Origin of the sequence: Listeria sp. PSOL-1 (assembly GCF_902806445.1) — a bacterium.
Lineage (GTDB): Bacteria > Bacillota > Bacilli > Lactobacillales > Listeriaceae > Listeria.
Map to the genome: position 1 here is coordinate 634,692 of NZ_LR760298.1, position 26,219 is coordinate 660,910.

Annotated in this window: 30 protein-coding genes and 1 riboswitch; of the genes, 20 read left to right on the forward strand and 10 right to left on the reverse strand. The window is 37.0% G+C overall.

The annotated features are described in order from the left end of the window. The first annotated feature begins 17 nt into the window (after positions 1-17). Complete coding sequence (locus G6Q10_RS03165; RefSeq protein WP_163652758.1) at positions 18-998, forward strand: ROK family glucokinase; 981 nt, start codon at positions 18-20, stop codon at positions 996-998. 183 nt (positions 999-1,181) lie between these two features. On the opposite strand, the gene G6Q10_RS03170 is transcribed toward G6Q10_RS03165, so the two are convergent. The 7 genes from G6Q10_RS03170 to comGA are packed head-to-tail and all read right to left on the reverse strand — an operon-like array spanning position 1,182 to position 4,979. Then, positions 1,182-1,505, reverse strand: coding sequence for a competence protein ComG (locus tag G6Q10_RS03170; protein ID WP_163652761.1), 324 nt, complete (start codon positions 1,503-1,505; stop codon positions 1,182-1,184). Next, positions 1,502-1,975, reverse strand: coding sequence for a competence type IV pilus minor pilin ComGF (gene comGF / locus G6Q10_RS03175; protein ID WP_163652765.1), 474 nt, complete (start codon positions 1,973-1,975; stop codon positions 1,502-1,504). The genes G6Q10_RS03170 and comGF overlap by 4 nt, the downstream gene beginning before the upstream one ends. Further along, a complete protein-coding gene (locus tag G6Q10_RS03180; protein ID WP_163652769.1) occupies positions 1,926-2,231 on the reverse strand; it encodes a type II secretion system protein in 306 nt (101 codons plus the stop codon). Before G6Q10_RS03180 ends, comGF begins: the two co-directional genes overlap by 50 nt. Continuing rightward, entirely contained in the window at positions 2,215-2,652 is a 438-nt protein-coding gene (comGD, locus tag G6Q10_RS03185) for a competence type IV pilus minor pilin ComGD (protein WP_163652772.1), read from the reverse strand. The genes G6Q10_RS03180 and comGD overlap by 17 nt, the downstream gene beginning before the upstream one ends. Continuing rightward, positions 2,636-2,950: a competence type IV pilus major pilin ComGC gene (comGC, locus tag G6Q10_RS03190; protein WP_163652775.1), complete on the reverse strand. Its 315-nt coding sequence runs from the start codon at positions 2,948-2,950 to the stop codon at positions 2,636-2,638. Before comGC ends, comGD begins: the two co-directional genes overlap by 17 nt. Before the next feature lie 15 nt (positions 2,951-2,965). After that, positions 2,966-3,988, reverse strand: a complete 1,023-nt coding sequence (gene comGB / locus G6Q10_RS03195) for a competence type IV pilus assembly protein ComGB (RefSeq protein ID WP_163652776.1) — start codon at positions 3,986-3,988, stop codon at positions 2,966-2,968. Further along, positions 3,957-4,979: a competence type IV pilus ATPase ComGA gene (comGA, locus tag G6Q10_RS03200; protein WP_163652778.1), complete on the reverse strand. Its 1,023-nt coding sequence runs from the start codon at positions 4,977-4,979 to the stop codon at positions 3,957-3,959. The genes comGB and comGA overlap by 32 nt, the downstream gene beginning before the upstream one ends. Before the next feature lie 352 nt (positions 4,980-5,331). Further along, positions 5,332-5,421: riboswitch (glycine riboswitch) on the forward strand. A gap of 78 nt (positions 5,422-5,499) precedes the next feature. On the opposite strand from comGA, the gene gcvT reads away from it, so the two are divergent. From gcvT to gcvPB, 3 genes are read left to right on the forward strand one after another with little or no spacing between them, the layout of a single operon-like run. Then, a complete protein-coding gene (gene gcvT, locus G6Q10_RS03205; protein WP_163652780.1) occupies positions 5,500-6,588 on the forward strand; it encodes a glycine cleavage system aminomethyltransferase GcvT in 1,089 nt (362 codons plus the stop codon). 13 nt (positions 6,589-6,601) lie between these two features. Continuing rightward, on the forward strand, positions 6,602-7,945 hold the full coding sequence (gcvPA, locus tag G6Q10_RS03210) for an aminomethyl-transferring glycine dehydrogenase subunit GcvPA (RefSeq protein WP_163652781.1): 1,344 nt from the start codon (positions 6,602-6,604) through the stop codon (positions 7,943-7,945). Next, entirely contained in the window at positions 7,942-9,402 is a 1,461-nt protein-coding gene (gene gcvPB, locus G6Q10_RS03215; RefSeq protein ID WP_163652783.1) for an aminomethyl-transferring glycine dehydrogenase subunit GcvPB, read from the forward strand. The genes gcvPA and gcvPB overlap by 4 nt, the downstream gene beginning before the upstream one ends. A gap of 64 nt (positions 9,403-9,466) precedes the next feature. Here the strand turns inward: gcvPB and G6Q10_RS03220 are convergent, their stop codons facing one another. Genes G6Q10_RS03220 through G6Q10_RS03230 form a run of 3 tightly spaced genes read right to left on the reverse strand, consistent with a single transcriptional unit; the run spans position 9,467 to position 11,043 of the window. After that, positions 9,467-9,850, reverse strand: a complete 384-nt coding sequence (locus G6Q10_RS03220; protein WP_163652785.1) for a rhodanese-like domain-containing protein — start codon at positions 9,848-9,850, stop codon at positions 9,467-9,469. Positions 9,851-9,889: 39 nt separating this feature from the next. Further along, positions 9,890-10,138, reverse strand: coding sequence for a hypothetical protein (locus tag G6Q10_RS03225; protein ID WP_163652787.1), 249 nt, complete (start codon positions 10,136-10,138; stop codon positions 9,890-9,892). Positions 10,139-10,149: 11 nt separating this feature from the next. Further along, complete coding sequence (locus G6Q10_RS03230) at positions 10,150-11,043, reverse strand: DUF1385 domain-containing protein (protein WP_370519540.1); 894 nt, start codon at positions 11,041-11,043, stop codon at positions 10,150-10,152. Positions 11,044-11,221: 178 nt separating this feature from the next. On the opposite strand from G6Q10_RS03230, the gene G6Q10_RS03235 reads away from it, so the two are divergent. The 16 genes from G6Q10_RS03235 to recN all read left to right on the forward strand — a co-directional run bounded on the left by G6Q10_RS03235 (position 11,222) and on the right by recN (position 26,158). After that, positions 11,222-12,283, forward strand: a complete 1,062-nt coding sequence (locus G6Q10_RS03235; RefSeq protein ID WP_163652791.1) for a M24 family metallopeptidase — start codon at positions 11,222-11,224, stop codon at positions 12,281-12,283. Positions 12,284-12,380: 97 nt separating this feature from the next. After that, positions 12,381-12,938: an elongation factor P gene (efp, locus tag G6Q10_RS03240; RefSeq protein ID WP_163652794.1), complete on the forward strand. Its 558-nt coding sequence runs from the start codon at positions 12,381-12,383 to the stop codon at positions 12,936-12,938. Positions 12,939-13,084: 146 nt separating this feature from the next. Further along, a complete protein-coding gene (gene accB / locus G6Q10_RS03245; protein ID WP_163652797.1) occupies positions 13,085-13,543 on the forward strand; it encodes an acetyl-CoA carboxylase biotin carboxyl carrier protein in 459 nt (152 codons plus the stop codon). Between the two features lie 13 nt (positions 13,544-13,556). Continuing rightward, entirely contained in the window at positions 13,557-14,912 is a 1,356-nt protein-coding gene (gene accC / locus G6Q10_RS03250; protein WP_163652800.1) for an acetyl-CoA carboxylase biotin carboxylase subunit, read from the forward strand. A 13-nt stretch (positions 14,913-14,925) separates the two neighbouring features. Then, the gene (locus tag G6Q10_RS03255; RefSeq protein WP_163652803.1) at positions 14,926-15,330 is read left to right on the forward strand and encodes an Asp23/Gls24 family envelope stress response protein; all 405 of its coding nucleotides are present in this window, start codon (positions 14,926-14,928) and stop codon (positions 15,328-15,330) included. Positions 15,331-15,367: 37 nt separating this feature from the next. Continuing rightward, a complete protein-coding gene (gene nusB, locus G6Q10_RS03260) occupies positions 15,368-15,751 on the forward strand; it encodes a transcription antitermination factor NusB (RefSeq protein WP_163652806.1) in 384 nt (127 codons plus the stop codon). A gap of 75 nt (positions 15,752-15,826) precedes the next feature. Beyond that, entirely contained in the window at positions 15,827-16,669 is an 843-nt protein-coding gene (gene folD / locus G6Q10_RS03265) for a bifunctional methylenetetrahydrofolate dehydrogenase/methenyltetrahydrofolate cyclohydrolase FolD (protein ID WP_163652809.1), read from the forward strand. Between the two features lie 22 nt (positions 16,670-16,691). Then, positions 16,692-18,032: an exodeoxyribonuclease VII large subunit gene (gene xseA / locus G6Q10_RS03270; protein ID WP_163655686.1), complete on the forward strand. Its 1,341-nt coding sequence runs from the start codon at positions 16,692-16,694 to the stop codon at positions 18,030-18,032. Then, positions 18,033-18,260, forward strand: a complete 228-nt coding sequence (gene xseB, locus G6Q10_RS03275; RefSeq protein ID WP_163652812.1) for an exodeoxyribonuclease VII small subunit — start codon at positions 18,033-18,035, stop codon at positions 18,258-18,260. 2 nt (positions 18,261-18,262) lie between these two features. After that, positions 18,263-19,141: a polyprenyl synthetase family protein gene (locus G6Q10_RS03280; protein ID WP_370519503.1), complete on the forward strand. Its 879-nt coding sequence runs from the start codon at positions 18,263-18,265 to the stop codon at positions 19,139-19,141. Between the two features lie 155 nt (positions 19,142-19,296). Continuing rightward, positions 19,297-19,497, forward strand: coding sequence for a cold-shock protein (locus G6Q10_RS03285; protein ID WP_163652815.1), 201 nt, complete (start codon positions 19,297-19,299; stop codon positions 19,495-19,497). A 202-nt stretch (positions 19,498-19,699) separates the two neighbouring features. After that, positions 19,700-21,601 carry a 1-deoxy-D-xylulose-5-phosphate synthase gene (gene dxs / locus G6Q10_RS03290; RefSeq protein ID WP_163652819.1) on the forward strand — a complete coding sequence of 634 codons (1,902 nt, stop codon included), beginning with the start codon at positions 19,700-19,702 and terminating at the stop codon, positions 21,599-21,601. Beyond that, on the forward strand, positions 21,598-22,425 hold the full coding sequence (locus G6Q10_RS03295; RefSeq protein WP_163652821.1) for a TlyA family RNA methyltransferase: 828 nt from the start codon (positions 21,598-21,600) through the stop codon (positions 22,423-22,425). The genes dxs and G6Q10_RS03295 overlap by 4 nt, the downstream gene beginning before the upstream one ends. 103 nt (positions 22,426-22,528) lie before the next feature. Next, the gene (locus tag G6Q10_RS03300) at positions 22,529-23,896 is read left to right on the forward strand and encodes a polysaccharide pyruvyl transferase family protein (protein ID WP_163655690.1); all 1,368 of its coding nucleotides are present in this window, start codon (positions 22,529-22,531) and stop codon (positions 23,894-23,896) included. A 95-nt stretch (positions 23,897-23,991) separates the two neighbouring features. After that, a complete protein-coding gene (gene ahrC, locus G6Q10_RS03305) occupies positions 23,992-24,441 on the forward strand; it encodes a transcriptional regulator AhrC/ArgR (RefSeq protein ID WP_163652823.1) in 450 nt (149 codons plus the stop codon). Positions 24,442-24,466: 25 nt separating this feature from the next. Next, positions 24,467-26,158, forward strand: coding sequence for a DNA repair protein RecN (gene recN, locus G6Q10_RS03310; RefSeq protein WP_163652825.1), 1,692 nt, complete (start codon positions 24,467-24,469; stop codon positions 26,156-26,158). The last annotated feature ends 61 nt before the right edge of the window (positions 26,159-26,219 follow it).

Sequence of the window (26,219 nt, forward strand, 5' to 3'; positions counted from 1 at the left end):
TGGAGGAATCAATGTTAATGGAAAAGAAACTAATTGGTGTTGATTTAGGCGGGACATCAGTAAAAATGGCTATTTTGACTAAAGATGGAGAGGTAGAAGAAAAATGGTCAATTAAAACAAATATCAGTGATAATGGCTCGCACATCGTTAAAGAATTAGGTGATAGCTTAAATCAAAAGCTGACCGAATTAGGGCTTGATAATCAACAGTTTTACGGAGTAGGAATGGGAACGCCTGGAACAGTTAATTATGAAAAAGGAATTGTTAAAGGTGCTTATAACCTTAACTGGTCAAAAGAACAGCATGTCAGAGATGGCTTAGCGCGAATCACTGGCCTATCGATCTTCTTGGATAATGACGCAAATGTTGCTGCTTTAGGTGAAAGATGGAAAGGCGCAGGAGAAGGCGGGGCCAATGTTGTTTTTGTTACGCTTGGGACTGGTGTTGGTGGCGGAATTTTCGCTGAAGGACAAATTCTTCACGGAGTTCGAGGTGCAGCTGGTGAAATTGGTCATGTTACTGTTATGCCTGAAAATGGCTATCAGTGTACTTGTGGGAAAAAAGGATGCTTAGAGACGGTTGCCTCTGCAACTGGAATTGTTCGAGTAGCTAAGGAAATGGCAAAAGAATTCTCTGATGTTTCTGAGTTAAAACAGCTCATTTCAGACGAAAAAGAAATTACGTCTAAAAAGGTATTTGATTTAGGAAAAAAGAATGATCAACTTGCTGTTGCTGTTATTGACCGGATTTCTTTCTATTTAGCACTAGCGCTCAGTCATATCGGTAATATGCTAAATCCAGAAAAGATCATTATTGGCGGTGGTGTATCTGCTGCAGGAGATTCATTACTTAAGCCTATTGTTTCTTATTTTGAAAAAATGGTATTTCCAGTGGTGAGAGAATCAACCAAAATTTCAATTGCCACACTTGGAAATGATGCAGGAATTATTGGTGCTGCTTGGCTTGCACTTCCAGACGATGAAGATCAAGAGGCATAAACAAAATAAAACGGTGACAAGCGCTCGCGATTGAAGAGGTTTGCCAGACTTCCGGTTTTCACGTGTACTCCATTTCCGGTTTCTGGCAAACTTTTTCAATACTAAAGTTTTTGCATGATTTGTCGCGTTTAACATGTAGTATTACGCGCTATTTTTCAAATCGTAAAATATAGCTGAACCGTACTATGCTCCAGACTCTTTGGTTGCGGGAAGAAAAAATTCGCGTTGTAAATGGTAGCCGTTTTTCAACCAAATATTGGCGGTTATTGTAGCATTGATAGAATTGTAATTTGAAAATTGAATTTTACTTGAACCATAATACATCTCACTTGCTGTTGTTTTTTGCATAAGCACTAATCTAGCTTCAATTTCTGCTTGATAATAACTTTGAATGCTTTTTTCAAAATGAAGTTGTTGGCTATATATAAATAGGGTGCTAGTGATAATTAAACTAGTGATTAAAAAAATAAAAAGCGTAAATGGTAAAGTGAATCCATTTTTTTTCATTGTTCATTCACCTCAGGATGAAGTGGTAATTGCATGGTTTGGATCGTTCGATTAGACAGCTCCACATTTATTTTAATTGCATGATTTGCTTTTTTTATATCAATATCTTTAATTTGGAAAAGTAGTGGTTCATGTCCTTTGTTATTGATTTGCTTGCGAATCATATCTTGGTACTTTGTAAAGCAAACAAGGCCTTTCGTAGAAGTTAAACATAAGCTTTCTTTTGAAATAGAAGAAATGGATTGGCTATGATTGTATTCGTTTAACAGTTGATTTCGAAAGATTGTCCATTCGCTTGTTAAAGACATGTCTGATAAATCCAATATAGAATGAAGTGACAAGATGACAATGGGAATCAGTGTAGTCATACATGTGGCAATGATTAAAGTTAATATCGCTTCAATTAGTGTAAAACCAGCACTATTTTTGATCCGATAACGAACAGTAACTAAAGGTTGCTGATTTTGCACAGATTTGCCACACTCCTTCTGTTTTACTTTTTTGGATTGTTAGATTACCAATTGTTTTATTGCTTTCTTTGTTATCGTGGAGTAATAAATTGCTTTCATCGGCTATTGTTTGTAACAACATTGTTTTTTGCTTTTCTGTTTGAAGTGTATCAACCATTTTGAATAAACCAGGAATCAAAAAAGAGCAAATCAGTGAAAAAATACTTAGAGAAATGAGCCCTTCGAGGAGAGAAAAACCATTAATTTTGTTTAGCAATGCGAAAGCGCCCCTTTCCGATTTGAAAGATAATTTGATAGTCATAGCCTTTACCGTAAAGCGTTACTGTTTTAAATTTATTTATATGGCCTGTGGATGCATGGAATTTAAAAGTTTCATCTTGGGCCTCTTTAAAATGTAGATTTTTAGGATAGTTCATATGGATAGGCTGTTGATTTGCGCTTTTCATCGTTATGGATTCTGAGGTAAATGACAGTGTACTATTTTCATTGCTAGTTATTGCTGCCATTTGAACCGTATAAATCGTCGTTTGTAATTCGCGAAAAAAATTCCGTTCTTGTTGGTTATCAAGTAATTTTCCAATTGGGAATAAAGTGATGCGGATTAAAAGCATAAATATGGTAAGGACAAATAGGATTTCAATTAATGAAAAACCATTTGGCTTAACTTTCTTGAACATGGCCATCAGCATCAATTTGGATGTTTTTTCCATTGGGACATGATTTCTGGTCTGCTTTTAAAAAACCTTTACTGATTAATTCATTTAGCGAGGGAATTTGATTAAATTCAAGTTGATATGCTTGAACTTGTCCTTCTACTAGTGAAATAAACGCATCGCAACCTTTATTATTAATATTCTTACTTTGTTTGACAACATTTGGGATGGTTAAAAGGAGTAGAATACTGACAACAAGTAAAACAATTAACATCTCAATCAAGGTAAACGCTTCAGAATCACGCCAATTAAGTTTAAACATGTGATTTCAACCTCCTTAAATTTGTTCAATCATAGAAAACATCGGTAATAATATGGAAAGATAGGTTGCGATAACTAAAATGCCAATGATCAAAAAGGCAATCGGTTGAATCCAAGCAAAAATTCGTTCCGTTTTTTCGAGTAATCGAGTGTGACTGCTTTCATAATAATCAATTAGCTCTTCAGTTAACGTCCCATTTTGTTCACCATGAGCAATAATTTTTGTTAGTTCTTGTTCGAAAAGAGGCAACTTTTTTAGTGAAGCAGAAAAAGATAAGCCGCTTTCTAATGAGGATTGTATCTTTTGAGCAATTTCTTTAAATAATAATGGTGCTTTGTCTCTTTGGAAAATCTGAATGATATTTTGGATAGATAAACCACTTTTTAACAGATAACCACATTCACGTGCTAGTAATTGAGAGTAATGGATACGGAACATTGAGCGAGCTACAGGGATACGCTTAAGATAGTTATATTGTTCAAGTGGTGTTAACTTAGCTATTTTTCTTGTAAATATAAATATAAGAATAGAGGTAATTATTAAAATAGTAAATAAAATTATTGGTAATTGTTCTAGAATAAAGAAATTTGTACGATTATTATTCGCATTTAATTGATGAAATAATAGATTGAATTTAGGAAGTAGGAAGATTTTTAGTAAAAAAAGGACAATGATCATTGTAAACATTAAAAATGCTGGATAGCGAATGGTTTTTTGTAAATGTTTTTGTTGAAGAGCTCTTTTCTTTAACAGCTGTCCACAATCCTTTAATGTGTGATTAAAATAGCCGTGTTCACCTGTATAGGAAATGGGGGCAGTAATAAAAAGAGGGAAAGCAATGCCATGTAAAGCATCGGCTAAAGAATCTCCTTGATTTAAATAGTGATTTAATTTTAGGTAACGTTTTTGGTGCTGTTTTGCGGTGATACTTAAATAAACAACGGCAGTTTCGATTGGAAAGCCTTTTTCAAGTAAATCTGCAAGTCTAATCAAAAAATCACCATCTTTATTCCAATCTTTTTTCTGCAAAAAAACCATAAGCAACTCCTTTCCTGTATTGCTTTTTAATAGAAGAATGTATAGAAGCTTGGCCATTGATGCAATCGGTTAAAAGCTCATCATTCGCAGTTTCATATAAAACTGTTTGTTTGAGTGGGTGATGTGTGCAATAAATCGAACAGTTTCTGTGACATAAAGGGCAATATAAATCAGTTAATTGTTGATAGCTTATACCTAATAAAGCATCATTTAAATCATCACGTGTTACACCAAGATCTGTTAGTCTTGTAATCATTGTGTTTAGATTTGAAGCGTGGATTGTGCTTAGAACTAAATGTCCTGTTAGAGCTGCACGAATGGCCATTTTTGCGGTTTCAGAATCACGTATTTCACCAATGATTAAAATGTCAGGGTCGTGTCGCAGGACAGCACGAAGGACCTTCTCATAATTCAAGCCAGCTTTTTCATTGATTTCAACTTGTAAAAAAGAAGGAGAATAGTGTTCTACTGGATCTTCAACAGTGATGACATGTTTTGCGCGGTTACGGCAAAGTTCATTGGCTAAGCTATACATTGAGTTTGACTTTCCGCTGCCTGTTGTTCCTGAAAATAAGAACAGGCCATAGCGATTATGGCAACACGCTATGATTTTTTTGGCGCTTGCTTTAAAAATAGTACTATTTAAAAAAGGAATCGTTGCTTGGTAATGAAAAAGGCGAATGACTAAGCTTTCAGAACCTAATTTGTCTGGAAGTGCAGAAATACGTAATGCGAATGTCTTTTCGTTTAATTGTTTTTCGAATTGTCCAGATTGCGGTTTACGCTTTTCGCAAATATCCATAGATGCTTGGAATTTCAAATAAGATTGTAATTTAGCGCCTTCAAGTAGAGGTAATTGCATAATGGTATGAAGTTTATTTAGAATTCGTAAGCGGACAATCCAGTATTTGGTGGTTGGATGAATATGGATGTCAGAAGCATTTAAATTCGTTGCTTTGGTGAGAATACGCGAAAAAAGTTGTTGGGGCATTGAGCACCTCCTATTAGTATACATATTCGCCGCCTTCTGGTTAATTCCTTTTTTAGGAAATGAACGTTTTTAATGGAAAAATGAATTTTTTGAAGTATATAGCACGTATATTTTCGCTTGTTTGTGAAAAATAACTTGTTCTCCAAATAAAAAAAATATTTTTGAGAAATAATTTGATAAACATTGTGCTGTTTTTAACATACGTACATTTACATTATTTAAATCCATAAAAGCACTTACATTCCGAACGAATTTTAAAATAAATCCTTAAAACAGAACAAAATCAATTATTTGCTGAACGTTTCAACAAATGGTAAGCTATAGGAAAGGCAAAAATACATAGCAATTGCGGGTGAAAATAAGCAGAGAGATCGAGCTTTCGGCGCCGACGGGGAAAGCATATGTATGTGAAACTCTCAGGCAAAAGAATGTTTATTGGACGCGACTCTGGAGTAAATCAGGATACGACAGAGGCTTATCTTTTTAATAATAAGCCTTTTTTCTATGAGGAGGAGTAGAGATGGGAGAATTAAAAAAAACACCGCTTCACTCTGTATATGCTAAGTACGGAGCAAAGACAATCGATTTTGGAGGATGGGATCTTCCTGTGCAATTTGCTGGAATTAAAGCAGAGCACGAAGCTGTTCGTACAGATGTAGGCGTTTTTGATGTTTCACATATGGGTGAGATTACTGTGAAGGGATCCGGAAGTGAAGCTTATTTACAGAAAATGCTATCGAATGATCTGACAAAATTAAGCGATGGACGTGCTCAATATAACATCATGTGCTACGAAGATGGTGGTGCAGTAGATGATTTAGTTGTTTATCGCAAGGGTGAGCATGATTATTTACTTGTTGTCAATGCGGCTAATATTGAAAAAGATTACAGCTGGCTAAAAGAGCATGAAACGGAAGATGTCGCTGTTGAAAACGTTTCAAAAGAATATGGTCAACTTGCTTTACAAGGACCTAATGCTGAAAAAATTTTATCGGACTTAACAAATGCCGATTTAAGCGCTATTTCTTTTTTCGGTTTTGTAACCGACGTAGAAGTTGCAGGTGTAAAAGCGTTAATCTCTCGAAGTGGCTACACTGGTGAAGATGGTTTTGAGATCTATACAAAAAGCGAAGACACTGAAAAAGTATTTGAATCACTTATGGAAAAAAATGTACCACCAATTGGGCTTGGTGCACGTGATACACTTCGATTTGAAGCAAATCTTGCACTTTACGGGCAAGAATTAACAAAAGAAATTACACCACTTGAAGCGGGGCTAAATTTTGCAGTCAAATTAAAAAAAGAAGCTAATTTTATTGGAAAAAAAGCTTTGTCAAAACAAAAAGAGCAAGGTGTACCACGCAAATTAGTTGGCATTGAACTCATTGATCGTGGCATACCGCGACATGGATATGCAGTTTATGCAGGCGAACAAGAAATAGGAGAAATAACGTCTGGAACGCAATCACCAACACTTGGGAAAAGCCTTGGTTTGGCGCTAATAAAGACGGACTATGCTGAAGTAGGAACAAAAGTACAAGTGCTTGTTCGAAATAAAAAACTAGAAGCTATAGTTGTTAAGACACCCTTTTACAAGCGTTCTAAATAAGGAGGAAAAGACAATGAAATATCGTTACTTACCGATGACAGAACAAGATGAAAAAGAAATGTTAGCAAAAATTGGCGCTAAGTCAATTGATGACTTATTTAGCGATATTCCTGAGAAAATACGTTTCAAGCGCAACTATCAGTTAAAAGAAGCAGCGCCTGAACCAACTTTGTTAAAAGAGCTAGCAGAACTTGCAAATAAAAATGCTAATACGATGGATCATGCTTCGTTCTTAGGAGCAGGCGTTTATAGCCATTATATTCCAACGATTGTTGATCACGTAATTTCACGTTCAGAGTTTTATACAGCTTATACTCCTTATCAGCCAGAAATTTCACAAGGGGAACTCCAAGCGATCTTTGAATTTCAGACGATGATTGCTGAGCTTACTGGCATGGATTTAGCAAATTCATCGATATATGACGGGGGAACCGCTCTAGCTGAAGGTGCAATGCTTGCAAGTGCTCATGTAAAACGTAAAAAAATTCTTGTTTCAGAGGGTGTTCACCCAGAATCTATCCATGTATTAAAAACTTATGCGAGCGGCCAGCATATTGAGGTAACCATTGTTCCAGAAAAAAATGGAACGACAGATCAAGAAGCTTTAGCCAATTTACTTGATGAAAATGTTGCAGCTTTTGTTGTTCAATATCCTAATTTTCATGGTCAAATTGAACCGCTTGCTGATTTTGAAAAACTTGTTCATGACAACCAATCACTTTTCATTGTTTCAAGTAATCCACTTGCATTAGGAATCTTAACTCCACCTGGTGAATTTGGTGCTGATATTGTTACAGGGGATACTCAAGTATTTGGGATACCAGAATCATTTGGTGGACCGCATTGTGGTTATTTTGCGGTCACTAATAAATTGATGCGTAAAGTGCCAGGGAGACTTGTTGGTGAAACAACGGATGAATCCGGTAAACGAGGCTATGTTTTGACACTTCAAGCACGTGAGCAACACATTCGCCGGGATAAAGCTACATCAAATATTTGCTCCAATCAGGCATTAAACGCTTTAGCATCTTCTGTTGCTATGGTAGCACTTGGCAAAAATGGTTTAGCCGAAATGGCACAACAAAATATTGATAAAGCGCATTATGCTAAATCGCGTTTTAGCGAAAGCGGTTTTAACGTCATATTTTCAGATGCTTTCTTTAACGAATTTGTTGTGAAATTAAATCAATCCGTTTATGAAGTCAATCAAGCGCTGTTAGAAAAAGGTTTTATTGGAGGTTTTGATTTAGGACGTTATGCGGATAAATATCAAAATCATATGTTAGTCGCTGTAACGGAGATGCGGACAAAAGAAGAAATTGATGCTTTTGTTGAAAGTTTGGAGGGAGCAAAATGAAAAACAGTGAAACGATGAAACTAGTCTTTGAGCGTTCTGTTCCTGGTCGTATTGGTTTTAGTTTGCCAGAATCTGATGTCCCTAAGATTAACTTAACAAGCGTTTTAGCGAAAGATTATGTCCGAAGTAATCTGGCTGCTTTGCCGGAATTAAGCGAGCTTGAAATTATGCGGCACTATACAGAGCTTTCCAATCATAATTTTGGAGTTGATTCAGGCTTTTATCCACTAGGTTCATGTACGATGAAATATAATCCAAAAATCAATGAAAAAGTAGCACGGTTTCCTGGTTTTTCTCATATTCACCCTTACCAGCCGGAAAGTTCTGTTCAAGGAGCAATGAAGCTGCTTTATGATTTGCAAACAAGTTTAATTGAAATTACAGGAATGGATGAAGTAACGCTCCAACCAGCAGCAGGAGCACAAGGTGAATGGACAGGGCTAATGCTAATACGCGCTTATCACACTGCTAATGGTGATACCAAACGAACAAAAGTGATTATACCTGATTCTGCTCACGGGACCAATCCAGCTTCGGCAACGGTTGCAGGATTAGATGTAGTGACCGTTAAATCAAACAATCATGGACTTGTTGATGTTGAAGATTTGAAAAAAATTGTAGGCGACGATACTGCGGCACTTATGTTAACGAACCCTAACACACTAGGATTATTCGAAAAAGACATTGTTGAAATTGCTGAGATCATTCACGAGGCCGGAGGTAAATTATATTATGATGGTGCGAACCTGAATGCAATTATGGCGAAAGTGCGTCCAGGAGATATGGGATTTGATGTTGTACATCTAAATCTACATAAAACATTTACAGGGCCACATGGCGGCGGAGGACCGGGTTCTGGTCCAATTGGGATAAAAAAAGATTTAATTCCCTTTTTACCCACACCTGTTTTAACTAAAAAAGAGGAAAAATATCTCTTTGACTATCATTATCCACAGTCAATTGGACGTGTAAAACCGTATTATGGGAATTTTGGTATTAATGTACGGGCTTACACGTATATCCGTACAATGGGACCACAAGGGTTACAAAAAGTAACGGAATACGCTGTTTTAAATGCTAACTATATGATGCGCCGATTAGAGGAAGCGTTTGAATTGCCATTTAATCAAATATGCAAGCATGAGTTTGTTTTAAGTGGAAGTAAGCAAAAGAAATTAGGCGTTCGAACACTTGATATTGCTAAACGTTTACTTGATCATAATTTTCATCCACCAACTGTTTATTTCCCGCTCATTGTGGATGAGGCCATCATGATTGAGCCAACTGAAACGGAATCAAAAGAAACGCTCGATCGATTTATTGATACAATGCTTAAAATTGCTAAAGAAACAGAGGAAAATCCAGAAATTGTTCAAGAAGCACCTTATCATACTTATGTTAAACGATTGGATGAGACAAAGGCGGCACGTCATCCTATCCTACGTTATCAAAAATAAATGAAGGACCTCGCTATATTTTTAAACAAAAAATATAGCGAGGTCCTTCATTTTATCGTTTTACTTATTTTTTTGCTTTTGTTTTGCCTGTCCATTTGCGGAAGCCACCTTTTAATTGATATAAATGGGTGTATCCGCGCTTATATAACATAATGGCTGCTCGATTACTTCTTTGAGCAGATTGACAATATAAGTATACAGGTAAGTCTTTTCTAATTTCAGCTGCCCGCTGCTTTAGCTGAGTAACAGGAATGTTTCTAGCTCCAAGAATGTGTCCGCTATTAAATTCATTTGGTTCACGAACATCAATTAATTGCGCTTTACGATAACCTTCTTTGAACTGCTCCTCTGTTAAAACAGTTAATGCTTTTTTTCGCATAATCAGTTTATAAATCTCATATCCTAATAAAATTAGTAAAATGATAATTGCAACAATCCAACTAGCCAAATTCTATTCTCCTCTCTTAACTTTAAACTCTATTATAACCTATTTTTTGCCACCATCAATGACTTTCAATCTGGATTTTTTTCTTTTTTGACGGCTTTTGTTTTGTTTGACAGCTTTTTGGTATTTTTTATCCTCAGTGTTTTTGAATCGAGATAAAAAGAATAGGCCTAGGCAAGCGACAATCAAGCCAGTCAAAAGCAGGATGAGAAAGCTTTTGACTCCGCCAGTTAGTAAGCCAATAAGCGTAAGTCCAAGCAAAATGGAGCAAAAAAACCAATTCCATTTCATCAATGATCACCTCATTCGAGTAATTCAAGGTTTTCTGGTTCATTTTTCAAAGGCGCTTGTTCTGTGTGTAAAAGTTCGTTAAATGATGCAATAGCAACTTCTACTTGGCTATCATCTGGCTCTTTTGTTGTTAAGAGCTGAAGCCAAAGTCCAGGATAGCCTAAAAAGCGTAGAATGGGGAGATCACGACATTTATTTGTCAGTTGAAGTACTTCAAAAGCTACACCAAGCACAACCGGAATAAGTAAGATACGATCAAGAATTCTTAGCCAAAATGGATCAGTCGGAACTAAAAAATAAATGAACATACCGATAACGACGGTGAATAAAATAAAGCTACTACCACAGCGGTAATGTAGTCGTGATTGTTTTTGGACGTTTTGAATCGTAAGTGGTAATTCTTTTTCATAGCAATTAATCACTTTATGCTCAGAGCCGTGATACTCAAAAACACGCTTGATAAGTGGTGTTTGTGAAATAATAAAAAGATAAGTAAGCAATAAAATAAGCTTGAAAAAACTTTCTAAAATAACTTGTCCTACATCACTTGGAACAATAAATCTAAAGAGTTGTGCTAAAAAAACGGGAGCAAGTGTCAGCGCAAATTTAGCAAAAATAAACGAAAGGACCCCAATGAGAGCGACACCTAACCACATAACAAGCTTGGATTCCTTCTCTTCCTTTTTTTCTGGATTTAAAGGGTCTTGATCATAATTTTCAGTTGCAAAGCTAAGGTGTTTAGCGCCGATAGCACTGGACTCGACCAAAGCGACAATTCCTCGTATAAAGGGGATTTTTTTGAGTTTAGTAGACCAAGCGGGTGTGTTTTTTTCTAAATAAAAAAAAGCGAGTGAACCATCTTTTTTTCTAATCGCGGTTACAGTTTGCTTTTTGCCGCCAAACATAACGCCTTCAATTAAGGCTTGACCGCCATATGCAGGCTTTCTTTTTTCTGACAAAAAATTCACCAACCTTTTCTTTCTTATGGTGCTATTTTACGCTAAAAAATCACTTTCGTATATATAAAAATCAAATTATGCTAAAATAACTTAAGAAACGAGTAGGGTACGTAAGGAGGAAAAAATGAATAAGCTAGCAAAAATCCAAAAATTACTTGCGAAAAAGCAGATGGAAGCTGTTTTGGTGACAAGTGAATTTAATCGACGTTATGTTTCTGGTTTTACAGGTACAAGTGGCATGGCGCTCCTTCTTCCAAATAACGCCTTTTTTATAACAGATTTTCGCTATACAGAACAAGCAACGAAAGAGACAGAAGGCTATGAAGTGATTAAGCATCAAGGTTCAATTTTTGCTGAAGTAGAAAGGCTATTAAAAGCAAACGATATAAAAGAGCTTTGTTTTGAAGAAGATTATGTTACAGTAGCTGAATTTAAGATGATGGAGCAAGCTTTTTCTACACTTTTAAAACCATTAAGCGGCTTTTTTGAAGCGATGCGTGAGGTAAAGACGGAAGCTGAGTTAAAAGCTATCCAAACAGCTTGTGAAATTGCTGATGCTGCTTTTGAACATATCTTAGGCTTTATCAAGGTCGGTATGACTGAAATTGAAGTTTCAAATGAATTGGAGTTTTTCATGCGTCGTAATGGGGCAACCGGCTCTTCATTTGATACGATTGTTGCAAGTGGGTACCGCTCTGCTTTACCACATGGGGTAGCTTCGAATAAAAAGATAGCAGATGGTGATTTTGTTACGATGGATTACGGCTGTTATTACGGTGGCTATTGCTCAGATATGACACGTACGATTGCGCTTGGAGAACCTGATGCAAAATTAAAAGAGATTTATCAAATTACTTTAGCTGCTGAGCTTAAAGTGATCGAAGCAATCAAACCAGGAATGAGCGGTGTCGAAGCTGACAAAATTGCCCGGGATTACATTACAAGCTTTGGTTACGGGGAAGCTTTTGGTCATTCGCTTGGCCATGGAATCGGTCTTGAAATTCATGAAGGTCCGAACTTGTCAGTAAAAAGCCCGCAAATGCTTATCCCCGGGAATGTGGTTACCGATGAACCAGGAATTTATTTACCAAAAATTGGTGGCGTGCGAATTGAGGACGATTTATTGATTACAGAGACCGGATGTAGCGTTTTGACGCAGGCTCCAAAAGAATTAATTATCCTTTAAGGAAATTTGTAAGTTAGCCGATTTTATGGTTAAATAATAAAAGTAAAGAAAATGGAATGAACAGATCTTTTTAAGATCATTAACAGGAGGAAAAAACATGATTTCAGTAAATGATTTTCGTACTGGGCTTACGATTGAAGTGGATGGAGGCATTTGGCGTGTCCTTGATTTCCAACACGTAAAACCAGGAAAGGGCGCTGCTTTTGTACGTTCAAAATTACGTAATTTGCGTACAGGTGCTATTCAAGAAAAGACCTTCCGCGGTGGTGAAAAGGTAGCCAAAGCACAAATTGATAATCGAAAAATGCAATATTTATACGCTGATGGGAATAATCACGTTTTTATGGATACAGAGTCTTATGAACAAATTGAGCTTCCAGAAGAAAGAATTGAATATGAACTCAAGTTTTTAAAAGAAAACATGGAAATGAATATAGTTATGTATCAAGGTGAAACGATTGGTGTAGATTTACCCAATACGGTGGAACTTGAAGTAACAGCCACTGAGCCTGGCATTAAAGGGGACACATCATCTGGCGGCTCTAAACCAGCAACGCTTGAAACAGGACTTGTTGTTAACGTTCCTTTTTTCGTAAACGAAGGGGATAAACTTGTGATTAATACAACAGATGCTTCTTACGTTTCACGGGCTTAATCTTTATGCACCTTGCTTTTTAGCAGGTGTTTTTTCTTTGGAGTTTACAAGCAGGAGTCTATTCGCCTTTTGTAGTTAAAATATGATACAATAGATCATATATTGGAATCATACAATTTTTTATAATGTATTAAGGAGTGTAAAACATGCTATCATTAGACGATATTAAACAGCTAATCGAGCTGATTGACGAGTCTCAAGTAGATGAATTTGAGCTAGAAACAAAAGAAACAAAAATTCGCTTAAAGAAAAATAATGGTACGATAGAAGCTTTACCACCTGCAAGTGTGAGTCAGGCACCAGTTATTGCAAAACCAAGTGAACAAGTGGTAGAAGCACCGGAAGTAAAAGAAGAAATAGATGCACTAGAGGTTATCACTTCGCCAATGGTTGGAACATTTTATGCTTCAAAATCACCAGAAGATGGCCCATTCGTCCATGCTGGTTCAAGCGTTTCTAAAGAGACCGTTGTCTGCATTGTTGAGGCAATGAAGTTATTTAACGAAATTACAGCAGACATAGAAGGTGAAATTGCTGAAGTTCTAGTAACAAATGGAGAATTAGTTGAATTTGGGCAACCCCTATTTAAAGTGAAGAAAAAGTAAGGAGTAATCTGTCATGATAAAAAAAGTCTTAATTGCTGGTCGCGGTGAAATTGCCGTCCGTATTATTCGCGCAGCTAAAGAGCTCGATATTGAAACAGTGGCAATCTATTCTGAAGCAGATCGTGATGCACTACATATTCAACTTGCAGATGAAGCTTATTGCGTGGGACCCGCCCAGTCAAAAGAAAGTTATCTTAATATGTCAAATATCATGAGTGTTGCTCTTTTGACAAATTGTGATGCTGTCCACCCTGGTTATGGCTTCTTATCTGAAAACGCTGACTTTGCGGATCTTTGTGCTGATTGTAATATTACTTTTATTGGTCCAAGCGCGGAAGCTATTTCACAAATGGGCACAAAGGATGTTGCTCGCGAAACAATGCGAAAAGCAGGAGTGCCAGTTGTGCCTGGATCGCAAGGCATTATTCATAATGCCGAAGAAGCTAAAAAAATTGCTAAAAAAATTGGTTATCCTGTGATTATCAAGGCAACAGCTGGTGGCGGTGGAAAAGGGATTCGCATTGCTGAAGATGAAGAAAAACTTGTATCAGGGATTAAAACAACACAACAAGAAGCAGAAGCAGCGTTTGGTGACCCAGGTGTTTACCTTGAAAAATACATCGAAGACTTCCGCCATGTCGAAATTCAAGTTTTAGCCGACAATCATGGAAATATTATTCATTTAGGCGAGCGTGATTGTACTGTACAGCGTCGTTTGCAAAAACTCATTGAAGAAAGTCCATCACCTGCTATTGATGAAAAAATGCGCCAAAAAATGGGTAAAGCCGCTGTAAAAGCCGCTAAAGCAGTTAATTATTCTGGAGCGGGGACGATTGAATTTATCTATGAGCCGCAAGGGAAAATATTTTATTTTATGGAAATGAATACACGTATTCAAGTGGAGCACCCTGTAACTGAATTAGTCACTGGCGTTGATTTAGTGAAACAACAATTTTTAGTAGCTTCTGGTAAGGAACTTGAAATAAAGCAAACAGACATCAGTTTAAAAGGTTGGGCGATGGAATGTCGGATCAACGCTGAGGATCCTTCAAAGAACTTTATGCCAGCACCAGGTGAAATTAAATTTTATCTGCCTCCGGGTGGAAACGGAGTACGGGTGGATTCTGCTGCTTATCCAAATTATAAAATACCACCATTTTATGATTCAATGATCGCAAAATTAATTTGTTACGCTGATTCACGTGAAGAAGTCATTAAAAAAATGAAACGTGCACTCGAGGAATTTGCCATTGATGGTATTCCGTCAACGGTTCCTTTTCATATTCGTGTGCTTGAAAATGATAAGTTTATATCTGGTGATTTTAATACAAAGTTTCTTGAACAAAACGATGTAATGAAAAAAGCTTGAGGGGGCTTAACGAATGGCATACACAAACAATCTGCGAAATAAAGAAGTTACACTAGGAAAAATCGAGGTTGCACCTGAAGTAATCGGTGTTATTGCAGGATTGGCCACTTGTGAAGTAGATAATGTGGCAGCAATGCAAGGAGGATTTGCTAGTGAAGTACGCGAACGCCTTGGAGGAACAACAAATTATCGCAAAGGCGTTAAAATTGTTTTAGAAGAGAATGGGATCACAATTGATGTCTACTGTACGGTGTTTTTTGGAGCGATTATTCCACTTGTGGCTGAATCCATTCAAACAGCAGTAAGAGATACGATCCTTAGCATGACAGGGCTTTCTGTTCTTGAAGTCAATGTTCATATCGTTGGTGTGCAGTTTGATAAAGCAGAAAACGTATCACTAGAAGACTTTCCACTTTAAAAAACAGCTTTGGCTACGGAAAAAAGGAGCTTTTTAAATGAAAAGAAGAGAAGCGCGGGAAAAAGCACTTCAGGCATTATTTCAAATGGAACTCAACCAGATGAGTGAAGATCAAGCGATTAGAAATGTGTTAGCTGGTGAGACGGAAGACTATGTAGAAAGATTAGTTTACGGCGTGACCGAGCATAAAGAAGAGCTAGATCAAAGAATTTCAGAGCAGCTTGACCACTGGAGAATTAGTCGTTTGAATAAAGTCGATTTATCAATTTTACGTGTGGGAGCGTTTGAAATGCTGTTTATTGAAGAAGTGCCTGATCGCGTGAGTTTAAATGAATCAATTGAAATCGCAAAAATATATAGTGATGAAAAGGCTAGTAAATTTATCAATGGTGTGCTCGCTAGTATTGCGCAAGAAGATTAAAATGGTTGGTTTAATGAAGAGAAGGGGCGCTTTCTCTTCATTAAATACTATATTCGTTTTAAGGGGGCAATTTCAATGGGACAAATAATTGATGGTAAAAAATTAGCAAAAGAGATTCAAGAACGCGTAACAAAAGAAGTAAGTGAGCTTGTAAGGCAAGGGAAGAAGCCAGGGCTCGCTGTTGTTTTGGTTGGAGACAACCAAGCATCACGTACATATGTAAGAAATAAACAAAAACGGACAGAAGAATGTGGTATGAAATCCGTTTTAATCGAATTACCAGAAAATGTATCAGAAGAGAAGTTGCTTAAAACAGTAGAAGAACTAAATCAAGATGAAAGCATTCATGGTATTCTTGTACAATTGCCATTACCTAAGCATATCTCTGAAGAAAAAGTCATCGATACAATCAGTCAAAAAAAAGATGTAGATGGTTTTCATCCAGCGAATGTCGGCAATTTATTTATTGGGAAAGAGACACTTGTTCCTTGTACACCTGCTGGAATTATTGAATTAATCAAATCAACGAGCACCAAAATCGAAGGAAAACGTGCAGTTGTTATCGGACGTAGTAATATTGTTGGAAAACCTGTTGCTCAGCTCTTATTACAAGAAAATGCAACCGTAACAATTGCTCATAGTAGAACTAAAGATTTGCCTGAAGTGGCTAGTGAAGCTGATATTTTAGTCGTCGCAACAGGCCTAGCTAAATTTGTGAAAAAAAACTATGTAAAGCAAGGTGCGGTTGTTATTGATGTTGGTATGGACCGGGATGAAAATAATAAGTTATGTGGCGATGTCGATTTTGATGACGTTTTAGAAAAAGCAGGCTTCATTACACCGGTTCCAGGCGGAGTTGGCCCAATGACGATTGCTATGCTATTAATGAATACGCTAAAAGCAGCCACTAAAAAATAATCATTAATCACTGGATGTGTTGATTTTGCAAGAAAAGTATTTAACCGTTGATGCCTTAACAAAATATATTGAGAAAAAATTTGATGTCGATCCATATTTACGTAAAGTCTATGTTAAAGGTGAAATTTCAAATTTGAAACAGCCAGCAAGTGGACATCTTTATTTCACGTTAAAAGATGAATCAGCTATGCTTCGTTCTGTTATGTTTTTAAAAGCAGCGACTAAATTAGCCTTTCAGCCAGAAGATGGAATGAATGTGTTGATTTCTGGGCGGGTCGGCGTTTTTATGAAAGCTGGTAGATACCAGTTTTATGCTGAAGAAATGGAGCCAGATGGCGTTGGTGCTCTTTATGTTCGCTTCGAACAGCTAAAAGTACAACTTGAAAAAGAGGGGCTTTTTTTAGAACAACATAAGAAAAAAATTCCTTCTTTTCCGTCAAAGATTGCGGTTGTAACAAGTGCGACGGGTGCAGCGGTACGAGATATTTTAACGACAGCTAAAAGACGTATGCCAAGCGTGGAAGTCATTGTTTACCCAACAATGGTGCAAGGAGAAAAAGCGGCACTAGCGATTGCGCAAAATATTGCACGTATTAATAAGCGAAGCGATATTGATGTGATCATTGTCGGGCGTGGCGGTGGCTCACTTGAAGAGTTATGGGCTTTTAATGAAGAAGAAGTTGTACGAACTATTTATGATTCCGATATCCCGGTTATTTCTGCTGTTGGACATGAAACAGATTTCTCATTAGCTGATTTTGTTGCTGATATTCGAGCTGCTACGCCTACTGCTGCCGCTGAGCTTGCTGTTCCTGACTATCGCGATCTGGAAAATCGGCTTGTCGAACAGAAATATCGATTGCATGTTCTTACAAAACGAATGATCGAGCAAAATGATGTTATTTTTACAAGATTTAAAGATCGGTTATTACAAAATGATCCCAAACGTTATATCGAGCAACAACAAGAAAAGACAGATTATTTTGCGGAGCGCTTGGAAAATGCATATTCACGTTTTATTTTGCTTAAAAAAAGTGAATTTGAAAGATTGAAACATCGTTTTGAACGTTTAACGCTAAAACAAGAGGTTCTCCTTTTTAAAAACCGCTTAGCGATTTTAGAAAACAACTTGAAAAGCAGTGTAACTACTGTGTTCCAAAATCGAAAAAGTTGTTTTTTAAGACAAGTTGAGGCGCTAGAATATTTAAGTCCACTTGCGCTTTTAAAAAGAGGTTATAGCATGACGGAAAAAGATGGTGCAATGGTTAAATCGGTTGCTGATATTACTGTTCATGATGAAGTTGAGGTAACGCTTTATGATGGTAAGTTTCAGGCGAAGGTACTGCAGAAGGAGGAATCATAAATGGCAACAAAAAAACAAACATTTGAGGAAGCTATGAAAGAGCTTGAAAAAATTGTTTCAGCGCTTGAAAGTGGAAGTGCAACGCTGGAAGAATCTTTGGATATGTATCAAGAAGGTGTTAAGTTAACTAAAGTTTGCCAAGAAAAATTAAAAGATGCTGAAGATAAACTCGCTAAGGTTGTGGATGAAGCAGACGAAGAAAAACCGTTTGAAGTGGAAGGTGAGTAGTGGTGTCGCAGCTAGATCAATTTTTCACGGAATGCAAAAATAAAATAGATGAAGCGTTGTTAATGAAAGTAGACCGTCAAATCGAACCGCGTTTAAAAGAAGCAATGATTTATTCTTTGCAGGCCGGTGGAAAGCGAATTAGGCCACTTCTTCTTTTTGCTACAATCAAAACATTAGGTGGGGATTTGGAACAGGGATTAAACACTGCTTTAGCACTTGAGATGATCCACACATATAGCCTTATTCATGATGATTTACCTGCAATGGACAACGATGATTATAGGCGAGGAAAGCTAACGAACCACAAAATGTATGGTGATGCAACAGCCATTTTAGCAGGCGACGCTTTACTTACACTCGCTTTTACAATTCTTAGTGAGGATCAAACAATCAGTGATGCAAAGAAAGTAGCTTTGTCCAAACTTATTTCTGACAGTGCGGGGCCTCTTGGTATGGTTTCTGGACAACAAGCAGATATTCTTGCTGAAGGGAAAGATTTAACGCTATTGGAACTCCAGTCAATTCATCACCGAAAAACAGGTCTTCTCCTTTTTGCCGCGGTGACCGCTGGGGCGATTATTTCTGATGCGAGTAAAAAAGAGCAACAACAACTTGCCATTTTTGCCGACCATATCGGGGTCGCTTTTCAAATTTGTGATGATATTTTAGATGTCACTGGTGATGAGGAAAAACTCGGAAAAAAAACAGGTGCGGATTCTGCACTTCATAAAAGCACTTATCCTGAATTGTTGACTTTAAATGGTGCGCAAAAAGCCCTGTTCAAACATTATAATCAAAGTATAGAGGCACTCAGCGAATTAGGAAGGGAAGCACCACTTTTAACTGAACTGGCAAGCTGGATTGTTAAGCGCGATAACTAAACCCTTTCTGTTTGCAAATTTGGTCGTTGTATGATACGATGTAGTAGAATTATTTTTGTGGGTAAAGATATGATGTGAATGATTTCCCATCTCGTGCCGTTAAGCAAGAATAGTAAATAATTGTGTGCATAACACACGAGGAGGAATTGAACAATATGGAACATGGTACAGTAAAATGGTTTAACTCAGACAAAGGTTTTGGATTTATCGAACGTGAAGGCGGAGACGATGTATTCGTACATTTCAGCACTATTCAAGGTGAAGGTTTCAAAACTTTAGAAGAAGGTCAAGCAGTAACTTTTGACATTGAAAAAGGTGAAAAAGGACCTCAAGCTGCTAACGTTGTTAAAGCTTAACTTTTGATCGTTATATAAAGAGCAAGTCACTTAATCGTGATTTGCTCTTTTTTTGTTTAAATTTATTTGGTTAAATCGGGCCCAAGATGATATAATAGAAACAATCAATTTATGAAGAAAAAAGTAAAGGGCTTTTACATTTGTTGTATTCTCAGAAATAGTGAATGAAAAGGAGAACTTTATAGAAAGCGAGTTGTTTTCATTGGATCTTTTACAAATTAAGGATCCGCTCTTCTTAAAGCAGCTGACGATTCCCGAAATGGAGCAATTAGCAAATGAAATTCGTCAGTTTCTTATAAATTCAACATCCGTTACTGGTGGACATATTGGACCTAATTTAGGTGTCGTTGAACTGACGATTGCTTTGCATCATACTTTTACAAGTCCAAAAGATAAGTTTATTTGGGATGTTGGTCATCAGTCTTATGTGCATAAGATTTTAACAGGAAGAGCAGGACAGTTTGATACACTTAGACAACAAGATGGATTAGATGGTTTTCCAAAGATGAAAGAATCGATCCACGATGTTTTTGAAACTGGACATAGCTCTACTTCTTTATCTGCTGCTTCAGGAATGGCCATTGCGCGTGATATTAAGCAAGAAAATTATCATGTCATTCCAATTATTGGAGACGGGGCACTTACTGGAGGCATGGCGCTTGAAGCACTTAATCATATTGGAGACATGAAAAAAGATGTGATTGTGATCTTAAATGATAACAATATGTCTATTGCGCCAAACGTTGGCGCAATGCACAATATGCTAGGTAAGTTAAGAACATCACAAAATTTTAAGCGAGCTAAAAAAGATGTTGAGCGCGCGATGAAAAAAATCCCTACAGCTGGTAACGCGATTGCTAATATAGCAGAGCGTATTAAAGATAGTATTAAGTATTTACTTGTACAAGGCACTTTTTTTGAAGAATTAGGTTTTACTTACCTTGGTCCTGTTGATGGACACAATTACCATGATTTAATTACAAACTTCGAGCTTGCTAAAAAAGCAAAAGGCCCAACGCTTATTCATGTTGTCACAAAAAAAGGCAAGGGTTATAAACCAGCTGAGACAGATAAAAGCGGCGTTTGGCATGGCACTGGACCCTACAAAGTAGAGACAGGTGCTTTTATTAAACCAAGAAGCGTTGCACCTGCTTGGAGTGAAGTGATTAGTACAGGTTTACTTGAACTTGCTAAAAAAGATAAACGTATTGTCGCGATTACCCCAGCTATGCCTGTCGGGTCTAAATTAGAAAAGTTTGCAGAAACATTTCCCGATCGCTTTTTCGATGTGGGAATTGCAGAGCAACATGCTGTGACAATGGCTGGCGGAATTGCAGCAGAAGGATTAAAGCCATTTCTAGCGATTTATTCGACTTTTTTACAACGTGGATACGATCAAATGGTACATGATATTTGTCGCCAGAAATTAAATGTGATGCTTGGCATTGATCGTTCTGGACTTGTTGGCGGTGATGGTGAGACACATCAAGGCATTTTTGATATTGCTTTTTTACGTAGTATACCTAATATCGTGATCACGATGCCAAAAGATGAAAATGAAGCCCTTCATTTGCTTCAAACAGCTTATGAATTTGATGGCCCATTTGCGCTCCGCTACCCGCGAGGAAATGGGTTAGGCGTACCAATCGATCAAGAAAAAGTTGCTCTTCCAATAGGTAGTTGGGAAACACTGCTTGAGCCATCAGATGCTGTTATTCTTACTTTTGGACCAACCATTCAGGTCGCATTAGCTGCTGCAAATGAACTGAAGAAAAAGGGCCTTAAAGTTGGTGTGGTTAATGCACGCTTTATTAAACCGCTTGATCAAGCAATGCTACATGGTTTATTTAAACGACAAATCCCAATTTTGACAATGGAAGAAGCGCTTCTTGCAGGAGGTTTTGGTTCTGCGATTTTAGAATTTGCTGAGATGAATATGTATGATACTGAACTGGTTCATCGTACTGGACTACCTGATGAATTCATTCCACATGGTGATGTGAAAGTTTTACTTGCAAAACATGGAATTTCAAGCGAAGCCGTTCAGTTAAAACTACTGGAAATGCTAAGACATTTTGGAAAGCTTGGGGAAAAGTTGTTATGACGATAAAAAAAGAGCGTGCAGATATTCTTTTGGTAGAAAATGGTTTATTTGAAACAAGAGAAAAAGCAAAGCGTGGCATTATGGCTGGTATTGTTTATGACCAAGATACACGTATCGATAAGCCAGGTGAAAAAATTGCCATTTCAGCTAAATTGCGCGTTAAAGGAAAAACTTTACCTTACGTTAGTCGCGGTGGGTTAAAGCTTGAAAAAGCATTGCAAGTATTTGATTTTGCTGTGAAAGATAAATTGATGCTTGATATCGGTGCTTCAACAGGCGGTTTTACTGATTGCGCACTTCAAAACGGCGCTAAACATTCGTACGCCCTTGATGTTGGTTATAATCAACTTGCGTGGAAAATGCGAAGCGATAAGCGTGTAACGGTGATGGAACGTACGAATTTTCGCTACGTAACAGCTGCCGATTTTAAATTAGGATTAGCTGATTTTGCGACCATTGATGTTTCGTTTATCTCTTTAAAACTGATTTTGCCGGTTTTAAGAACCGTTTTACTTCCTAAAGGCGATGTGATGGCTCTAATTAAGCCACAGTTTGAAGCCGGTAAAGAAAATGTTGGTAAAAAAGGGATTGTACGTGATCCCTTTATTCACCAAGAAGTGTTAAGCGAAATTACGATGTTTGCTCTTTCAATAGGGTATGATTTGTTAGGATTAAATTATTCGCCGATTACAGGTGGAGAAGGAAATATTGAGTTTATTGCTCATTTTAAATGGAGCGGTTCATTTGATCTTAAAGGAGAAAACCATTTAGCTAAACAAGCCATTGATGAAATTGTTCGTCAGGCGCATGAAAATTTAGAGTAAAAGAGATTAGGACATAAATTAGCGAATCAGCGTTTATGTCCTAATCTTTTATCGATCGTAAGGATGTGTTTGTGAAGTGAAAAAAATATTGATGAGAGCTGGCATGACCCCACTTGACCCTTATCATTCAGAGGACATTTATACGAAGGATCGAACAGGCTATAATAATGGTAATCTAGCTTATCAATATAGCGTATTTCGAACGCTTTGGACAGAAGATGTTGTGATTGAAGCAGATGGATTATTATCGAATCCAGCGCGTGCTGCAGAAATTAATGAAAAATATGATGCTTATGTTTTTCCACTTGCAGACGCCTTTCGAGCAGATTTTCGCGGAACGTTACGCAATTACACCAAATTAATCAAAAAATTAAAGATCCCAGTTATTGTAACAGGTGTCGGCCTAAGAGCAGATTATGAACCTCAATTAGAACAAGGTTTTATTTTTGATGAAGATGTTAAGCGATTTGTCAAAGCAGTACTAGAAAAATCAGCTCAATTGGGTCTTAGAGGGCAAATTACAGCAGATTATTTGAAAAAATTAGGGTTTATAGAAAACGTTGATTATCGAGTTATTGGTTGTCCATCACTTTACACATTTGGACGAACTTTAAAGATTAGAGACGTCCATTTAAATGAGCAATCTAAATTAGCCATTAACTTATCTCCTACCACTTCTGAAACGGCTATTCAATTTCTCTTAAATACGACGACGAACTATCCAAACTATTCTTTCATTCCCCAACACCTTGATGAACTATACTTATCCTTTGCTGGAGGTCCAGATATCCTAAGCGAAAAAGCCGGTTATCCGACAACAATTGAACATAAGTTTTACCAGGAAGGGCGTGTTCAGTATTTTCCTAATATGCCTAGTTGGCTGGAATTTTTAAAAAACGTTGATCTTAGTGTTGGAGCGAGATTACATGGGAATGTTATTTCAACAATTGTTGGGACGCCAAACGTTTCATTTGTTCAAGATGCAAGAATGAGAGAACTCGCTTTATATCACGCCTTACCTCATGTAACGATAGATAAATTAGAGCAGTTACATAACCTAGAAGATTTATTAACATGCGTGGATTTAACCTCTGCCGAAAAGGTCCAAACAAGAAATTTCGACAATTATATTGATTTTTTAAATCTTAATCATCTTGACCATATTTATAAAGAAGATCGGGGTCGAAAAGTAGCCCCGCTTGATAAAATAATAGCGTCTAAGCAATATCCATCTAGTACGCTACCAATTACAGCTTTAAGTAAAAAACAAGTATTAGAACGAATACGTTTAGCTTCTAATTTATTGAAAAAAAGACATGATTTTAAAGTGAATTATGAAATAACGATTCGGCAGCATCAAATTAAGTCCTTACTTAAAGAAAAGCAAGCGCTTAAAAAAACAATAAAAACCGAAAAAGCTACTGTTGCTAAACTTAAAGAGAAAGTTAATCAGTTGATGGCTGAAAAATAACAAAGATTGTTCCTATTTTGATTCACTTATCCGTGACTTTATCCAATTTTTTCGATAAGATAAGAATAGTAAATAAATCGTGAGGTGAGAAGTAAATGAATAAAGGGCATCGCCATATCATTATTCGAGAGCTAGTGACATCGAATGAAATTGAAACACAAGAAGAGCTTGTTGAACATCTAAAAGAGCGGGATGTAAAAGTAACACAAGCCACGATTTCAAGAGATATTAAAGAACTCCACCTTGTTAAAGTACCAACACAAAATGGCATCTATAAATACAGTTTACCTGCAGATAATAAGTTTAACCCAGTGCAAAAATTAAGGCGAGCGCTTGTGGATTGCTTTATCAGTATTGATCATGTTCACTTCATTTTAATATTAAAAGTCATGCCTGGTAATGGTAATGCGATTGGGGCTCTTCTTGATAATATCACTTGGAAAGGAAAAGTCGGGACATTATGTGGCGATGATACGTGTTTGATTATTTGTCGAAGTGAGGCCGATGCGAAAGAAGTAGCAGAAAATCTTGTTGAGATGCTATAAGCAAGACAAGAAGGAGGAATAAATTTTGCTTCAAGAATTAACGATAAAAAACTTTGCGATCATTGAATCACTGGAGCTTTCTTTTGAAGAGGGAATGACTGTTTTAACTGGTGAAACAGGTGCTGGGAAATCGATTATCATTGACGCACTAGGACTTCTTGTTGGTGGGAGAGGTTCAAGTCAGCTCATCCGTCATGGTGCTGAAAGTCTTGAACTTCAAGCTTTATTTGCTTTATCTGATGAAGATCAGAAAATAAGTGACTGGCTTTTAGAAAATGGCATTGATAGCTCTGATAAGATGATCGTATTAGAACGAATTTTATATAAAACTGGAAAAAATAGTTGTCGCGTAAACGGAAAATTAGTGACAACTGTTTTGTTGCGGGATTTAGGAAGTCGTTTGATTGATATTCACAGTCAACATGAGCATCAAGAATTACTTCATGATGAATTTCATCTGAATTTACTTGACCGCTTCAGTGTAGCGGAAATTGGAAAGCTAAAGCAAGAATATCAAACACTTTTTCATAAATGGCAGGAAGCTGACCAAGAGTTGCAAAATTGGACAAAAAATGAGCAGGAACTTGCCCAGCGACTTGATATGTTGCGGTTTCAACATCAAGAAATTGAAGCGGCTCAGTTAGTGCTAGGTGAGGAAGAGGACTTGAATGCACAAAAAAACACTTTAGCAAACTTTGAAAAGCTAAATGAAAATTTATCTGGGGCCTATCAAGCACTTGAAAAAGAACAAGGTGGACTTACTTTCATTGGGGAAGCTATGCGACAACTTGAAGTAGCAAAGGAGATTTCAAGCGATTACGAAGAAGTAAGTGAAGCTGTTTCTTCCAGTTACTATATGTTAGAAGATGCTGTAACTGAGATTCGTCAAGCGCTTGAACGGATGGAATTTCAACCAGATGAATTAAATCGCATTGAAAATCGGCTGGCTGAAATGAGCCAGTTAAAACGAAAATACGGGAAAACCATTGAAAATATCATGGCCTATCATACAGAAATTCAATCAGAAATTGACCAGCTGGCAGATAGTGAATCGCATGTTACTGAATTAGAAGCTAAGTGTGATCAGTTAAAAGCTGAGGCAGAACAAATGGCTGAAAAACTGTCGTTATGTCGAAAAAAAGCAGCAACTCTTCTGGAAAAACAGATCAAGGAAGAATTAAACCAACTTTACATGGATAAAGCCATTTTTAAAGTTGAATTTGAAAAAACTAAGCAGTTAGGAAAAGATGGCTATGACCAGGTTGCTTTTCATATGTCAACGAATCCAGGAGAGCCATTAAAACCACTTGCCAAAGTAGCTTCTGGTGGAGAACTTTCAAGAATGATGCTAGCGCTAAAAAGTATTTTTTCTAAACACCAAGGAATCACATCAATTATTTTTGATGAGGTTGATACTGGTGTAAGCGGGCGAGTGGCACAAGCTATTGCGGAGAAGATCTACACGGTTTCAGTTGGTTCGCAAGTTCTTTGTATTTCACATTTACCACAAGTAGCAGCAATGGCTGATTATCATTTTTATATTACAAAAGAGGTTATTGGAAAGCGAACAAAGACTTCTGTAGATGTTTTAATTGGTGCTGATCGTGAAGTTGAAATTGGACGAATGATTGCTGGATCAGAAATTACTGAACTAGCCAAAAGCCACGCCAAAGAAATGCTAGATCTTGCTGCGAAAATAAAACAAAATAAAAATTAAAAAATGCTTGCATATCGAAACTTTTTTGCTTAAAATGATAAAGGAATAAATTATTACCTGG